Here is a 13,786-nt window from a genome sequence, read left to right as displayed (position 1 = left end):
TTGGCTTAACGCGTGAAATAGTAGGGTGAATAAGGATAAATGTCGATCATTATACAATTTACGATATGATGGATTAACACAATGACAACAATATGCCATTAGGGAAGACGTAAATCTGTATGTCCGTCAATGCTGAAAAACAGGTGACACTACCAAAAGTTTTGGTTATTTATGTTCACCCCGATCCCGATAATTCTATAGCCAACCAAGTGATGATCAAACAGATCCAAGACTTGGAACACGTTACTGTGCACGATCTTTATGCGCACTATCCTGACTTTTTTATTGATGTTCCTCATGAACAGCAACTGCTCGCTCAGCACGACGTGATCGTCTTTCAACACCCACTTTATATGTATTCTTGCCCAGCACTGCTCAAAGAGTGGCTCGACCGGGTTTTAGGTAAAGGTTTTGCGTTCGGTGAAGGCCGAGCACTAGAGGGGAAATATTGGCGTAGTGTCATTACGGCTGGAGGGGCGGAGGATGCCTTTGCGTCTAGTGGTTACAACAAGTACCCGCTCGAAGAGATCTTGCGGCCTTTTGAGTTGTCAGCTTTGCTCTGTCGGATGCATTGGTTAGAGCCCCTGATTTTATATTGGGCACGAAATACCAGTGATTTTGAAAGGCATACTCACGCGGCTGATTACCTTCAATGGCTGCTCAACCCTATCGGATCGCAATGCCATGATAAAGGAGGAGAATAATGTCAGTGACCAATGAGTTTCTTGCCAGCAGTGTTATTTTCTTAAGTGCGGCCGTTGTTGCGGTTCCCTTGGCCCAGCGTTTAGGCCTTGGATCGGTATTAGGTTACTTGTTAGCTGGTGTAGCGATTGGCCCGTGGGGAATGGGGTTAATCAGCGATGTCGATGCCATTTTACACTTCGCTGAATTTGGCGTAGTGCTGCTGCTGTTTTTAATTGGCTTAGAGCTGAACCCTAAAAAGCTATGGCAACTAAGAAAGCCGATTCTCGGCCTTGGTGGTGGTCAGGTGATACTTTCTACCGCCGTCATTGCGTTGTTGGTTAACGCATTTGGCTTAAGCTGGCAAGTGAGCTTGGTTGTGGGAATGGGGCTTGCGCTTTCCTCTACGGCAATCGCGTTGCGAGTGATAGAAGAACAAGGACTCGGTGGTAGTGAAACTGGCCAGTCGGGGTTTGCGGTATTGCTGTTCCAAGATATCGCCGTAATTCCGATGCTCGCATTGTTGCCTGTATTGGCGGGCAATACGGTAGGGAATTGGCTTGATGGGTTATCAACATTAGCTGCGATTATTGCATTGCTTGTTGGTGGTCATTATCTGTTAAGACCCATTTTTCGATTCGTGGTGGTTACCGGCGTAAGAGAGCTCTTTACTGCGACAGCGTTGCTGATTGTATTGGGTATCGCATTGATTATGGATCAATTGGGTCTTTCTATGGCTCTTGGTACGTTTTTAGCGGGTGTACTCCTTGCCGAGAGTGAGTATCGCCATGAGTTAGAAATTGCCATTGAACCCTTTAAAGGCTTGTTATTAGGTCTGTTTTTTATTGCTGTCGGCATGGCGGTTAACTTAGGGCTATTGGTGCTTGAGCCAGTCGCCGTATTGTCTGCCGTTGTTGTGTTGATTGGTATTAAAGTGATGGTGATGTATGGCTTAGGTCGTGCGTTTGGAACTCGGCCTAAAGCGCGCAGTTCGATTGCCGTGATTTTAAGCCAAGGTGGTGAATTCGCGTTCGTTATCTTTACCGCTGCGCAAGCTGAAAATATTCTCGATCCAGAATTAGCGGCATTTTTGTTGGTTGTGGTGAGTATTTCTATGGTGACAACCCCCCTCTTATTATTGGCTCAAAAGCATTGGTTTGCGCGCACTATCAATGATGTTGATGAGATGGAAACCGATGTAGTCGACAGAAGCCCACGAGTTATCATTGCTGGCTTTGGTCGTTTTGGTCAGGTGGTAGGGCGTTTGATGTACGCTAACAAAATACGTATTACGGTATTGGAAAGCGACGTGAGCCAAATTCAATTGTTAAGGCGATTTGGCTATAAGGTGTTTTATGGTGATGCCACTCAATTGGATCTGTTAAGGGCTGCAGGAGCAAGTAAGGCGGAAGCCATTGTTATTTGCACTGATACACCCGATGAGGTCGTAAAAATAGTGGAGTTGTGTAAGCAACACTTCCCTCATTTGAAGATCTTAGCTCGAGCTCGAAGTCGTGTTGAAGCGTATCAGTTGCTCAATCATGATGTGCAAAATTATTCTCGAGAAACCTTTTTAGGAGCTCTGGATCTTGGCCGCCAGACGTTGGTTGAATTAGGAATGCATCCGTATCAAGCGAAAAGAGCGCAAGCCCACTTTAAGAAGTTAGACATGACCATGTTGAAAGAGCTCATGCCTCAGCGTTCCGAAGATAAAGAGCTTGCCTTGAGAGCAAAAGAAGCGCGTAAAGAACTAGAAGAAATCTTTGGCCGAGAAATGGAAAATGATTCTCGCCAGAATTGGGAGTGAGTAAAGTGGGATTAGCGATGAAAATTAAAAAACGTTTTATAGCCGGAGCTCATTGCCCTGAATGCAAAAGCCAAGATAGCTTACGCTGGTGGATGCAAGATTCTGTAGAGCAGGTTGAGTGTGTGGAATGTGACTACCAGAAGCAAAAAACCAGTGAGGCTGTAGCGGAAAGTGAACATAGCCAAGATCAGATGATAGGGATATTTAAACCAGATTGATTGAGTTTTTATAATTCATCCCCATAATAGCGGTGTCTTTATTATTTCTCCTAGGGCCTTGTTCCTTGCTCCTAGGACCTTAAACCTTGGAGTCTCCATGAAAATTACAAAAAACACAGTGGTTAGCGTTGCTTACCAAGTAAAACTAGAAGATGGCGTTGTTGTTGATCAATCAACGATTGAAGCACCTCTGGATTACTTACACGGCCACAACAACCTAATTACTGGTTTGGAAAATGAGCTTGAAGGCAAAGAAGTGGGCGCAAAATTTTCTGCGACTGTTTCTCCTGACGAAGCTTACGGCGAGCACAACGATGACCTAGTTCAACGTGTTCCTGCTGACGTATTCCAAGGCGTAGAAGAAATCGAAGTTGGCATGCGTTTCCTAGCGGATACTGACCAAGGTCCGATCCCTGTTGAAGTAACAGAAGTTGATGGTGATGAAGTTGTGGTTGATGGCAACCACATGCTTGCAGGTCAAACACTGACTTTCGATGTAGAAGTTGTCGCGATTCGTGAAGCAACTGCAGAAGAAGTTGAGCACGGCCACATTCATAAAGAAGGCGGTTGTGGTAGCGAAGGCCACGATCACGAAGGCGGCTGTTGTGGCGGCGAAGGCCATGACCACGGTCACGAAGAGAAAAAAGAAGGCTGCTGCGGTGGCGGTAGCTGCGGTTCGCACTAATAACTGATATAAAAAAACCTCCGAAAGGAGGTTTTTTTATATACGAAGCTAGGTAACGGGTAATAGGGCGGACTTCGTCCTACCGGTGACAGGCAAAGCGTTGACAACTTTGTTGTGAGGTTGGAAATTAACCCGTAACCCGTAACCCGTAACCCGTAACCCGTAACCCGTTAATAATGCGGCGGCGGTGTCTCTTCTGACGCATCAGCCAGATTCGAGCCATCCATGTTCTTCACTTTACCGACCACAAATTTCATTTGGTCTTGCATCTTGGTGATGAGTAGCTGCTGCTGGCTTAGTGCGTCGTTTAGCTCATCAATGGTCTGTTCTTGGAAGGCCAGCTTGCATTCTAGGTCATCTATACGTGTGAATAGGGCTTCGGTGCTGTTTTGATCAGTCATTACTATACCATTGAGGTTCTATCCGCCATGCTTGTGCAATGCCTGCAGAAGTTGCGGAAATAATTCTTTGCTTATTATCGAAAGTGGCATCATACACCACAGCTCGCGGTGGACGAGCATCTTTTTGTGGCTCTACTTGCCAATAGTCGATTCGTTTTCCACTCATGGCATCCCATAGCATCACTCGTCCTCCTGGTGTCCCAGTGAGAAGTTGTTTGCCATCATCAGAAAAACGCGCACTGGTGAAGATGAGCTGACGGTCGAATGCTTTCAATTCTGCGATTTTCTCACCTGTTGTTAAATCCCACACGAAGGCATCATTGGCGCTGTCTGATGAAAAGGCGTATTTACCATCACGCTGAAGCGCGACTCGCACAATGCGGTTGTCGTGCTCAAATTGATGAACCGCTTGGCTTGTTTCGGTATCCCACAAATAGACTTTGTAATCATTGCCACCCGATAAGGCGAATCGCCCATTGGGGGAAAGAGCCACAGAATTAACTTTTTCTCGATGAGCAAGGAACTCTAAGCGTCTTCCAGTGACTAAATCCACGTAAATGGCTTTTCCGTTAGATAGGCCGAGTAGAATTTGCTCACCATCAGCGGATATGTCGATGTCTCGAATGACACCGTCAGAGATAGACCAAAGCCCTTGAGCTTGAGTCCAGCCTAAATCCCACACAGCAAAGTTTTGTTGAGTGGCGGTAACGGCAAAGCGGCCACTGTCTGCAATACGGATATGCGAAACAGTATTCGCTTGTGGATCTTGTGGGCCTAGTTCAGCGAGTTCGCTATTGCTTTCCAGATCCCATAAAAGCAGATCTCTTTGTTTGGAATAGAGTAAAGCGAAACGACCGTCTCGGCTCAGAGCGAAGCTGGTAGAACCTTGAGGTTCAATCACCCATCGCTGATCGTTCTTGGCATCAAAAAAACAGCCATTTAACAGTAATATGACAATGGTTGTAATAATGGAATGAGAGACTGTCCGCATCATTGAAAAATTCCGGTTTGTGTCTAAGGACATGATACTAGTATATTGATGCAACGTTGAATTTGCACTAAGCCGTGCCCATATATGTTGTACGGAACAAAAGAGTATATTTGTCTAGGCCTGTATTTGAAAACATCTACTTACCTAACCAAGTATAGATAAAATGGCTAGGCCATAATTTGGAGATATTAATGAAACCTTTTTTTAAAGTGTCTTTGCTTGCTGCGACTGTCGTGTTAGCTGTAGGTTGTCAAAAAGAAGAAGCACCAAAAGTAGAAGAAACCGCAAAGGTTGAGCAAGTTGCTCAAGTAGCTTTCCAAAATGATGATGACAAAGCGGCATACGCAATTGGCGTTTCATTCGCTAACTATCTAAATACTAGCATCGAAAAGCCAAACGAAATCGGCATTGAGCTGAAAAAAGACATCGTTCTTAAAGGTATCGAGCACGTATTTGCAGGTAACCCTGAGCTAAACGAAGAAGAAATTCGCCTGGCTTTAGAATCTCTAGATAAGCGTGTAGCAGAGAAGATGCAGGCTCAAGCTGCAGAAAAATCAGCTGCTGCTGAAAAGAAAGGCGCAGATTTCCGTGCTGAATTTGAAAAAATGGAAGGCGTAACTAAAACAGATTCTGGCCTTCTTTATCAAGTGCTAACACCTGCTGAAGGCGCGTCTCCGGTAGACACTGATACGGTAGAAGTACACTACACGGGTACACTAATTGACGGCACTAAGTTCGATAGCTCTTACGATCGCGATCAATCGGCGACTTTCCCTCTGAACCGTGTAATTCCTGGTTGGACAGAAGGCGTACAGTTGATGCAAGTTGGTTCTAAGTACAAGTTCGTTATCCCACCTGAACTTGCTTACGGCCCACAAGACACACCAACAATTCCAGCTAACTCAACACTTGTATTCGAAGTGGAGTTGCTAAACATTGATGGTGCAGATGCGGCGACAAAGACTCAATAAGTCTCCTTAGCTGTAAAGTACTAGAGAAAGAGCTCACAACGAGCTCTTTTTTTATGCAATTTTCCTCGTTAAATTCGCTATTGTTTGCTCTAAGTCACTTCTTGTTAATGTTTGTAGACGTTGCCTCTTCAAATTTTCTGATAAACTTGCGTTAATTAGTTGAGATAAAGCTTTTAACTTGGGCAGGTGCTCGTGAATACAACAGACGCAAATTATGCGGATTCACTTCTGGAAATGGAATCCGTAGATGTAAAACCCTTTACCGTGCATGACAACACCATTCTTCGCTCGTACGAAGCCGTGGTTGATGGCCTTGCTAGCTTGATTGGTCCTCACTGTGAAATCGTTCTGCATTCACTCGAAGATCTGAACACTTCAGCAGTCAAGATTGCCAATGGTGAGAATACTGGACGACAGGTCGGTTCACCGATCACCGATCTCGCCTTGAAAATGTTGCAAGATATTGAAGGTTCCGAGCGCAATTTCTCTCGTTCGTACTTTACGCGAGCGAAAGGCGGCGTATTGATGAAGTCGATTACGATTGCCATTCGTAATTCAGATAACCGAGTTATCGGGCTTTTGTGTATCAATATTAATTTGGATGCGCCATTTTCTCAGGTGCTAAAAGCCTTCATGCCAGCCAGTGATGCGAAAGATGCGGCTTCTTCGGTTAACTTTGCAAGTGATGTTGAAGAGCTGGTTGATCAAACAGTAGAGCGCACTATTGAAGATATTAATGGTGATAAGTCCGTATCCAATAATACAAAAAACCGTCAGATTGTGATGGATTTATACGATAAAGGCATCTTTGATATTAAAGACGCAATTAACCGTGTTGCTGACCGTCTTAATATTTCAAAGCACACTGTGTATTTGTATATTCGTCAGCGTAAAACCGAGGATGGCGAAAAGTGAGTACTGCTGAGTCAGCAGAGCGATTGTCGGCCAGCGAACCATTAACGTATAGTTTAGTGGTAAACGGGGCTGTCTATGGCAGCCAGTCTGCTCGTAATGCTTATCAGTTTGCGCGCGCTTTGCTAGAAAAAGGGCACCGTTTAGTGAGTGTGTTTTTCTATCAAGATGGCGTGACAAATGGCAGTGCGTTAACCGTGCCTGCTAACGATGAATTTGACTTAACGACAGCATGGCAAGAGCTCGCAATAAAGAATGATGTGAGACTGGAAACTTGTGTTGCGGCGGCCTTAAGACGTGGCATTGTTAGCCCTGATGAAGCGCAGCAACATGCTTTAGATAATCATAATCTTGCTGACGGTTTTGAACAGGCGGGGTTAGGTAGTTTAGCCGAAGCCTTGTTAACCCAAGACAGAGTGGTGCAGTTTTGAGTCAATTAACCTTTGTATTTCGCAGTGCCCCCCATAGTACGAATGCTGGGCGAGAAGGCGTTGATGCTCTATTAGCGGCATCCGCATATTGCGAAGATATTAGCGTTATTTTTCTTGGCGAGGGAGTCCCTCAGCTCGTTAACGCGCAAAATCCAGTGGCTATTCAAAGTAAAGCTTATGCCCCTATGCTGAAGCTGTTCGACCTTTATGACATAGAACAGGTTTACGTCTGTCAGCAATCATTAGCTGAAAGGGGGTTAAAAGAAGCGACGTTAGTGATAGACGTTCAGCCACTTTCACCTGCTGAATTAACCGGTGTCATGCAATCTGCGGGCAAGTTACTGACCTTTTAAGGCGAATGTTATCTCCCGTTTTTCTCGAATATTCCTCTCTTAGTTAGGAATATTTCTCTTTTAGATAGGTAACTGCAGCATGCTACATATTATAAAAACCATTGCTGGATTGAATGATGCTATGCAGTATTCAAATGAGAGCGATGAGTTTATCTTGGTCGAAGCTGCTATCTATGCGGCGAATGCTGGTCATAAAGATTTCAAATTGATTCATGTTGCACCAGAGCGAGTGTTCTTATTAAGTGCTGATATCGACGCTCGCGGCTTGAATGAATTTGTTGATGTTAGGTTTGAAGTTGTCGACTTTAGTGGCTGGGTGACGCTTACAGAGCGACATAGCCAGACCATGACGTGGGATTAAGCGGTTAATCCTGCTCTAAAGCACGAATAGAAATACCCAACAAGCAATAAGCTGAATAACCATTCGAAAATGTGACTCAGTCGATAGACCGGTATTCAGCCCCTTATGAAAAAAGATCTGTATATTTCTTGACACATCCCTCTGCGCTGAATAGAATTTTGCGTCCCTATTTGTACGATAGTGCATCTAGGACTAGATTTTTCATCAAGCTTACTTTAAGTAAATCAGGAGCTAGTTAATGGCAACTATTAACCAGTTGGTACGCAAGCCTCGTGCAAAGCAAGTTGTTAAAAGCAACGTGCCAGCACTAGAAGCGTGCCCACAAAAACGTGGTGTATGTACTCGTGTATACACTACTACACCAAAAAAACCTAACTCAGCACTTCGTAAAGTATGTCGTGTTCGTCTAACGAACGGCTTCGAAGTAACTTCGTACATCGGCGGTGAAGGTCACAACCTTCAAGAGCACAGTGTTGTACTAATCCGTGGCGGTCGTGTAAAAGATCTACCGGGTGTACGTTACCACACTGTTCGCGGCGCGCTTGACTGTGCTGGCGTAAATGACCGTAAGAAAGGTCGTTCTAAGTACGGTGTGAAGCGTCCTAAGTCTTAATGGATTCCGTTAAGTAAGGCCAAACACTAAATTAATTTTAATTCTTAATTTTTGAAGAAACTGAAAAGTTTTGGATAACCTGAAGAAGACAACGGAGATACATCCATGCCACGTCGTCGCGTTATAGGCCAGCGTAAGATCCTTCCAGATCCTAAATTCAAATCTGAATTGCTGGCAAAATTCGTTAACATCCTAATGGTTGACGGAAAGAAATCTACTGCAGAGAAAATTGTTTACACTGCACTAGAAGTTATGGCTGAGAAATCTGGTAAAGATCACTTAGCTGTATTTGAAGAAGCTCTTGAAAATGTTCGTCCAGCGGTAGAAGTTAAATCTCGCCGTGTGGGTGGTTCAACTTACCAAGTACCTGTAGAAGTTCGTCCGGTTCGCCGTAACGCTCTTGCTATGCGTTGGGTAGTTGAAGCTGCGCGTAAGCGTGGTGAAAAATCTATGGCTCAACGCCTAGCTGCTGAAATGCTAGACGCGTCTGAGAACAAAGGTACTGCGGTTAAGAAACGTGAAGACGTTCACCGCATGGCTGACGCTAACAAAGCGTTTGCTCATTACCGCTGGTAATACCTTTATAGTACTGCGGGGATCCCTGCAGTACTTCTTTAGTTCCTATGCGTATGCTAGGAACTATTGCTATATCTAGGGCAGTGCTTTTTTGCAATAATCTAAGATCTAGACATAGCAATAGTCCCTAAGTCTCTAAGTAAAGAGGATTCAACCGTGGCTCGTAAAACTCCTATTGAGCGCTACCGTAACATCGGTATCGTTGCTCACGTAGATGCAGGTAAAACCACCACAAGTGAACGTATTCTGTTCTATACTGGCCTTTCTCACAAAATTGGCGAAGTTCACGATGGCGCTGCGACCATGGACTGGATGGAGCAAGAACAAGAGCGTGGTATTACGATCACATCGGCTGCGACCACTACGTTTTGGCGTGGCATGGAAGCACAATACCCCGATCACCGCATCAACATTATTGATACTCCTGGACACGTAGATTTTACGATTGAAGTAGAACGTTCTTTACGTGTACTAGATGGCGCGGTTGTTGTGTTCTGTGGCTCATCAGGTGTTGAACCGCAGTCAGAGACCGTATGGCGTCAAGCTGATAAGTATCAAGTTCCACGTATGGTTTTCGTTAATAAAATGGACCGTACTGGCGCAGATTTCTTACGCGTTGTTGATCAGATTAAAGATCGTCTTGGTGCAAACCCAGTTCCAATCCAATTAAATATTGGTGCAGAAGATGAGTTTAAAGGTGTTGTTGACCTTATCAAGATGAAAGCAATTAACTGGAATGAAGCCGATCAAGGCATGACCTTCACTTATGAAGACATTCCAGCAGATATGCAAGAAATGGCCGAAGAATACCGCACAGAGCTTGTTGAAGCGGCGGCTGAAGCAAACGAAGAGTTGATGGATAAATACCTTGAAGAAGGTGAGCTAACAGAAGCTGAAATCAAACTTGGTCTGCGTACTCGTACCCTTAATAATGAAATCGTGCTTGCTACTTGTGGTAGTGCGTTTAAAAACAAAGGTGTACAGGCTGTTCTTGATGCTGTTGTTGAGTTCCTTCCTTCTCCTGTTGATGTTCCTGCTATTAAGGGAATCGATGAAAACGAGAACGAAGTAGAGCGTCATGCAGACGATAACGAACCGTTTTCGGCACTGGCATTTAAGATTGCAACTGACCCATTCGTTGGTACATTAACTTTCATTCGTGTTTATTCTGGCGTTGTTGAAAGCGGTAAAACAGCTTACAACTCAGTTAAGCAGCAGCGTGAACGTTTAGGGCGCATTGTTCAAATGCACTCAAACAAACGTGAAGAAGTGAAAGAAGTACGAGCAGGTGACATCGCCGCTATTATTGGCTTAAAAGATGTGACCACAGGTGAAACTCTATGTGATCAGAACCATAAGATTGTTCTAGAGCGCATGGAATTCCCAGACCCAGTTATTCAGATCGTTGTAGAGCCTCGCTCTCAAGCTGATCAAGATAAAATGACCATCGCGTTAGGTAAACTAGCGGCAGAAGATCCATCGTTCCGTGTTGATATGGATGACGAAACAGGCCAGACTCTGATTTCTGGCATGGGTGAACTGCACTTGGATATCATTGTTGACCGTATGAAGCGCGAGTTTGGCGTGAACTGCAACGTTGGTAATCCGCAAGTTGCTTACCGTGAAACCATTCGTGGTACAGCAAACGCTGAAGGTAAATTTATTCGTGAGCATGGTGGTAAAGGTCAATACGGTCACGTATGGCTGAAACTTGAACCATCAGAAGTTGGCGAAGGCTTTGTTTTCGTTAATGACATTGCTAACGGTATTGTGCCAAAAGAATTTATTGGTTCTGTCGCGAAAGGCGTTGAAGAGCAAATGAATAATGGTGTGCTTGCTGGCTATCCAGTTCTGGATATCAAAGCTACACTATATGATGGTTCATACCACGAAGTAGATTCAAGTGAGATGGCGTTTGTAATCGCTGCCTCTATGGCTTTCAGATCGGGAGCGCTAGAAGCGCAACCAGTTCTGCTAGAGCCTATGATGAAAGTTGAAGTAACGACTCCAGAAGACTGGATGGGTGACGTTGTTGGTGACATTAACCGTCGTCGCGGCATCATCGAAGGTATGGACGAGGGGACAGCTGGCCTGAAGATAATTCGTGCACAAGTTCCGTTGTCTGTCATGTTCGGTTACGCAACTGATTTACGTTCTGCGACACAAGGTCGTGCTTCTTACTCTATGGAGTTTAGTGAGTACGCTGAAGTGCCAAAAAATGTTGCAAATGCAATCATTGCAGAGCGTGGTTAAAAAACTGGGCACATTTTTCTTCTTTTTTGGAAGATCAATGAGTTCAAATATTGCGCTAACGCGTGTTGGCGCATAAAATAGCAAATTCTGGCGCATATCGGAGCTTATTCCGATGTGAATCATAACTAGGAAGGAACACGATCGTGTCTAAAGAAAAATTTGAACGTACGAAACCGCACGTAAACGTTGGTACTATCGGCCACGTTGACCACGGTAAAACAACTCTAACTGCTGCTATCTGTACTACTTTGTCAAAAGTATACGGCGGTGAAGCGAAAGACTTCGCATCTATCGATAACGCTCCAGAAGAGCGCGAGCGTGGTATCACAATCGCTACTTCTCACGTTGAGTACGATACACCTGAACGTCACTACGCACACGTAGATTGCCCAGGACACGCCGATTACGTTAAAAACATGATCACTGGTGCTGCGCAAATGGACGGCGGTATCCTAGTTGTTGCTGCGACAGATGGCCCTATGCCACAAACTCGTGAGCACATCCTACTTGGTCGTCAAGTTGGTATCCCTTACATCATCGTATTCATGAACAAATGTGACATGGTTGATGATGAAGAGCTTCTAGAGCTAGTTGAGATGGAAGTTCGTGAACTTCTTTCTGAGTACGAATACCCAGGTGATGACCTTCCGGTAATCCAAGGTTCTGCTCTTGGCGCTCTAAACGGCGAAAAGCAGTGGGAAGACAAGATCGTTGAGCTTGCAGAAGCACTAGATTCTTACATTCCTCTTCCAGAGCGTGCTGTAGATCTACCGTTCCTACTTCCTATTGAAGATGTATTCTCAATCCAAGGTCGTGGTACTGTTGTTACTGGTCGTATCGAGCGCGGTATCCTACGTGTAGGTGACGAAGTAGAAATCGTTGGTATCAAAGAGACAACTCTTACTACTTGTACTGGTGTTGAAATGTTCCGTAAGCTGCTTGACGAAGGTCGTGCTGGTGAGAACGTTGGTGCACTTCTACGTGGTACTAAGCGTGATGACGTTGAACGTGGCCAAGTACTTGCTGCTAAAGGTTCTATCAACCCACACACTAAGTTTGAGTCTGAAGTATACGTACTTTCTAAAGACGAAGGCGGCCGTCATACTCCGTTCTTCAAAGGCTACCGTCCACAGTTCTACTTCCGTACTACGGACGTAACTGGTGACATCACGCTTCCTGAAGGCGTTGAAATGGTAATGCCTGGTGACAACGTTCAAATGACTGTTAGCCTAATCGCTCCAATCGCGATGGACGAAGGTCTACGCTTCGCAATCCGTGAAGGTGGCCGTACAGTTGGTGCTGGTGTTGTTGCTAAAATCTTCGAATAAGATTTGACGAATGACTAGCAAAAAGGGCATCATTTGATGCCCTTTTTATGCGCTAAGCAATATGATCGCTTACTTTTGCTACGATTGATGTCGAAAGTAAACGATTATGTGACTAAGATCTCATCTGGGTCACGGCAATGCGTTGGGAATCGATGCGATGGAATGTGCCCTGCAACAGCGGGGTGGTTGTCGTCTATATTAAAGACTTGTCACAGGTTGGTTTTATGAAAGCAAACGCTGAAACTCCTGATAGCTCAGGTGCAGCAGATACGCTTAAGTGGATTGCCGCTTTTGCTCTGCTAGCCGCCGCTGTTGTGGGTAATTACCTGTATGGTGAATTATCTGTTGTTATTCGTGCAGCAGTTGTTGTTGTTCTAATTGCTGCCGCTTTAGGCGTTGCTGCAATTACAACAAAAGGTAAAGCTGCGATCACTTTTGCTCGTGAAGCAAAAGTAGAAGTGCGCAAAGTGGTTTGGCCTACACGCCAAGAAACAATGCAAACAACACTGATCGTTTTAGCAGTAAGTATTGTAATGGCTCTAGTACTATGGGGTATTGACGGCATAATGGTTCGTCTAGTATCGCTAGTAACTGGAGTGTGAGGGTTATAGATCATGAGTGAAGCACCTAAGAAACGCTGGTATGTGGTTCAAGCCTTTTCAGGCTTTGAAGGTCGTGTATCGCAGTCTCTTCGCGAGCACATCAAAATGCATGCAATGGAAGAGCTGTTTGGTGAGGTACTGGTTCCTACTGAAGAAGTAGTGGAAATGCGTGCTGGCCAACGCCGTAAAAGCGAACGCAAGTTCTTTCCAGGTTACGTCCTTGTTCAAATGATCATGAACGACGAATCATGGCACCTAGTGCGCAGTGTTCCACGTGTTCTGGGCTTCATTGGTGGTACCTCTGACCGTCCAGCACCTATCACTGACAAAGAAGCTGACGCTATCTTAAATCGTCTTGAGAAAGCGAGCGAAGCTCCTCGTCCTAAAACGATGTTTGAAGCGGGTGAAGTGGTACGTGTTAATGAAGGTCCATTTGCTGACTTCAACGGTACTGTTGAAGAAGTAGATTACGTTAAGAGCCGCATTAAAGTGTCTGTATCGATCTTTGGTCGTGCAACACCTGTAGAGCTCGAATTTGGTCAAGTTGAAAAACTTGATTAAAAACTCGCCTTTTAGGCTTGTTAAAGGTGCGAATTATGATTA

The 13,786-nt window shown here is 44.8% G+C and carries 17 protein-coding genes; 15 read left to right on the top strand and 2 right to left on the bottom strand.

Translation table 11 applies throughout. The features are described 5' to 3' along the window. Window positions 1-119 precede the first annotated feature (119 nt). The 4 genes from kefG to slyD all read left to right on the top strand — a co-directional run bounded on the left by kefG (window position 120) and on the right by slyD (window position 3,391). Window positions 120-704, top strand: coding sequence for a glutathione-regulated potassium-efflux system ancillary protein KefG (gene kefG / locus VTAP4600_RS13785; protein ID WP_102523317.1), 585 nt, complete (start codon window positions 120-122; stop codon window positions 702-704). After that, window positions 704-2,488, top strand: a complete 1,785-nt coding sequence (gene kefB / locus VTAP4600_RS13780; RefSeq protein ID WP_102523316.1) for a glutathione-regulated potassium-efflux system protein KefB — start codon at window positions 704-706, stop codon at window positions 2,486-2,488. Before kefG ends, kefB begins: the two co-directional genes overlap by 1 nt. 17 nt (window positions 2,489-2,505) lie before the next feature. Next, complete coding sequence (locus VTAP4600_RS13775; protein WP_102523998.1) at window positions 2,506-2,706, top strand: YheV family putative zinc ribbon protein; 201 nt, start codon at window positions 2,506-2,508, stop codon at window positions 2,704-2,706. 97 nt (window positions 2,707-2,803) lie between these two features. After that, entirely contained in the window at window positions 2,804-3,391 is a 588-nt protein-coding gene (gene slyD, locus VTAP4600_RS13770; RefSeq protein ID WP_102523315.1) for a peptidylprolyl isomerase, read from the top strand. 170 nt (window positions 3,392-3,561) lie between these two features. Here slyD and VTAP4600_RS13765 read toward each other — a convergent pair whose 3' ends face one another. Continuing rightward, the gene (locus VTAP4600_RS13765; protein ID WP_102523314.1) at window positions 3,562-3,792 is read right to left on the bottom strand and encodes a SlyX family protein; all 231 of its coding nucleotides are present in this window, start codon (window positions 3,790-3,792) and stop codon (window positions 3,562-3,564) included. Then, window positions 3,785-4,783 carry a WD40 repeat domain-containing protein gene (locus VTAP4600_RS13760; protein WP_102523997.1) on the bottom strand — a complete coding sequence of 333 codons (999 nt, stop codon included), beginning with the start codon at window positions 4,781-4,783 and terminating at the stop codon, window positions 3,785-3,787. Before VTAP4600_RS13760 ends, VTAP4600_RS13765 begins: the two co-directional genes overlap by 8 nt. Window positions 4,784-4,974: 191 nt before the next feature. Between VTAP4600_RS13760 and fkpA the strand changes: the two genes are divergently transcribed. The 11 genes from fkpA (at window position 4,975) to nusG (ending at window position 13,744) form a co-directional block, all read left to right on the top strand. Then, window positions 4,975-5,754 (top strand): FKBP-type peptidyl-prolyl cis-trans isomerase, encoded by a 780-nt coding sequence (gene fkpA / locus VTAP4600_RS13755; RefSeq protein ID WP_102523313.1) that lies wholly within the window; start codon window positions 4,975-4,977, stop codon window positions 5,752-5,754. A 234-nt stretch (window positions 5,755-5,988) separates the two neighbouring features. Next, window positions 5,989-6,669 carry a helix-turn-helix transcriptional regulator gene (locus VTAP4600_RS13750; protein WP_172443163.1) on the top strand — a complete coding sequence of 227 codons (681 nt, stop codon included), beginning with the start codon at window positions 5,989-5,991 and terminating at the stop codon, window positions 6,667-6,669. Window positions 6,670-6,692: 23 nt separating this feature from the next. Further along, window positions 6,693-7,097, top strand: coding sequence for a sulfurtransferase complex subunit TusD (gene tusD, locus VTAP4600_RS13745; RefSeq protein ID WP_102523996.1), 405 nt, complete (start codon window positions 6,693-6,695; stop codon window positions 7,095-7,097). Beyond that, on the top strand, window positions 7,094-7,450 hold the full coding sequence (gene tusC / locus VTAP4600_RS13740) for a sulfurtransferase complex subunit TusC (protein ID WP_102523311.1): 357 nt from the start codon (window positions 7,094-7,096) through the stop codon (window positions 7,448-7,450). Before tusD ends, tusC begins: the two co-directional genes overlap by 4 nt. Before the next feature lie 79 nt (window positions 7,451-7,529). After that, complete coding sequence (tusB, locus tag VTAP4600_RS13735) at window positions 7,530-7,811, top strand: sulfurtransferase complex subunit TusB (RefSeq protein WP_102523310.1); 282 nt, start codon at window positions 7,530-7,532, stop codon at window positions 7,809-7,811. 238 nt (window positions 7,812-8,049) lie between these two features. Further along, window positions 8,050-8,424 (top strand): 30S ribosomal protein S12, encoded by a 375-nt coding sequence (gene rpsL / locus VTAP4600_RS13730; protein WP_005417208.1) that lies wholly within the window; start codon window positions 8,050-8,052, stop codon window positions 8,422-8,424. Window positions 8,425-8,529: 105 nt separating this feature from the next. Next, window positions 8,530-9,000: a 30S ribosomal protein S7 gene (rpsG, locus tag VTAP4600_RS13725; protein ID WP_102523309.1), complete on the top strand. Its 471-nt coding sequence runs from the start codon at window positions 8,530-8,532 to the stop codon at window positions 8,998-9,000. 156 nt (window positions 9,001-9,156) lie between these two features. After that, the gene (gene fusA, locus VTAP4600_RS13720; RefSeq protein ID WP_102523308.1) at window positions 9,157-11,253 is read left to right on the top strand and encodes an elongation factor G; all 2,097 of its coding nucleotides are present in this window, start codon (window positions 9,157-9,159) and stop codon (window positions 11,251-11,253) included. Between the two features lie 143 nt (window positions 11,254-11,396). Further along, window positions 11,397-12,581, top strand: a complete 1,185-nt coding sequence (tuf, locus tag VTAP4600_RS13715) for an elongation factor Tu (RefSeq protein WP_102523307.1) — start codon at window positions 11,397-11,399, stop codon at window positions 12,579-12,581. A 224-nt stretch (window positions 12,582-12,805) separates the two neighbouring features. Next, window positions 12,806-13,183, top strand: a complete 378-nt coding sequence (secE, locus tag VTAP4600_RS13710) for a preprotein translocase subunit SecE (RefSeq protein WP_102523995.1) — start codon at window positions 12,806-12,808, stop codon at window positions 13,181-13,183. Window positions 13,184-13,195: 12 nt separating this feature from the next. After that, window positions 13,196-13,744 carry a transcription termination/antitermination protein NusG gene (gene nusG, locus VTAP4600_RS13705; protein WP_102523306.1) on the top strand — a complete coding sequence of 183 codons (549 nt, stop codon included), beginning with the start codon at window positions 13,196-13,198 and terminating at the stop codon, window positions 13,742-13,744. Window positions 13,745-13,786: the final 42 nt, after the last annotated feature.

It is taken from the genome of Vibrio tapetis subsp. tapetis (assembly GCF_900233005.1).
In the GTDB taxonomy this organism is placed as follows: Bacteria; Pseudomonadota; Gammaproteobacteria; order Enterobacterales; family Vibrionaceae; genus Vibrio; species Vibrio tapetis.
This window is presented reverse-complemented; position numbering and strand designations above follow the sequence as displayed.

Bases quoted from the DNA above. Each gene is read 5' to 3' on its own strand.
- VTAP4600_RS13775 (WP_102523998.1), top strand. From the start codon at position 2,506: ATGAAAATTAAAAAACGTTTTATAGCCGGAGCTCATTGCCCTGAATGC.
- VTAP4600_RS13760 (WP_102523997.1), bottom strand. From the start codon at position 4,783: ATGCGGACAGTCTCTCATTCCATTATTACAACCATTGTCATATTACTG.
- tusB (WP_102523310.1), top strand. From the start codon at position 7,530: ATGCTACATATTATAAAAACCATTGCTGGATTGAATGATGCTATGCAG.
- VTAP4600_RS13750 (WP_172443163.1), top strand. From the start codon at position 5,989: ATGGAATCCGTAGATGTAAAACCCTTTACCGTGCATGACAACACCATT.
- kefG (WP_102523317.1), top strand. From the start codon at position 120: ATGTCCGTCAATGCTGAAAAACAGGTGACACTACCAAAAGTTTTGGTT.
- secE (WP_102523995.1), top strand. From the start codon at position 12,806: ATGAAAGCAAACGCTGAAACTCCTGATAGCTCAGGTGCAGCAGATACG.
- kefB (WP_102523316.1), top strand. From the start codon at position 704: ATGTCAGTGACCAATGAGTTTCTTGCCAGCAGTGTTATTTTCTTAAGT.
- nusG (WP_102523306.1), top strand. From the start codon at position 13,196: ATGAGTGAAGCACCTAAGAAACGCTGGTATGTGGTTCAAGCCTTTTCA.
- rpsL (WP_005417208.1), top strand. From the start codon at position 8,050: ATGGCAACTATTAACCAGTTGGTACGCAAGCCTCGTGCAAAGCAAGTT.
- slyD (WP_102523315.1), top strand. From the start codon at position 2,804: ATGAAAATTACAAAAAACACAGTGGTTAGCGTTGCTTACCAAGTAAAA.
- rpsG (WP_102523309.1), top strand. From the start codon at position 8,530: ATGCCACGTCGTCGCGTTATAGGCCAGCGTAAGATCCTTCCAGATCCT.
- fkpA (WP_102523313.1), top strand. From the start codon at position 4,975: ATGAAACCTTTTTTTAAAGTGTCTTTGCTTGCTGCGACTGTCGTGTTA.
- VTAP4600_RS13765 (WP_102523314.1), bottom strand. From the start codon at position 3,792: ATGACTGATCAAAACAGCACCGAAGCCCTATTCACACGTATAGATGAC.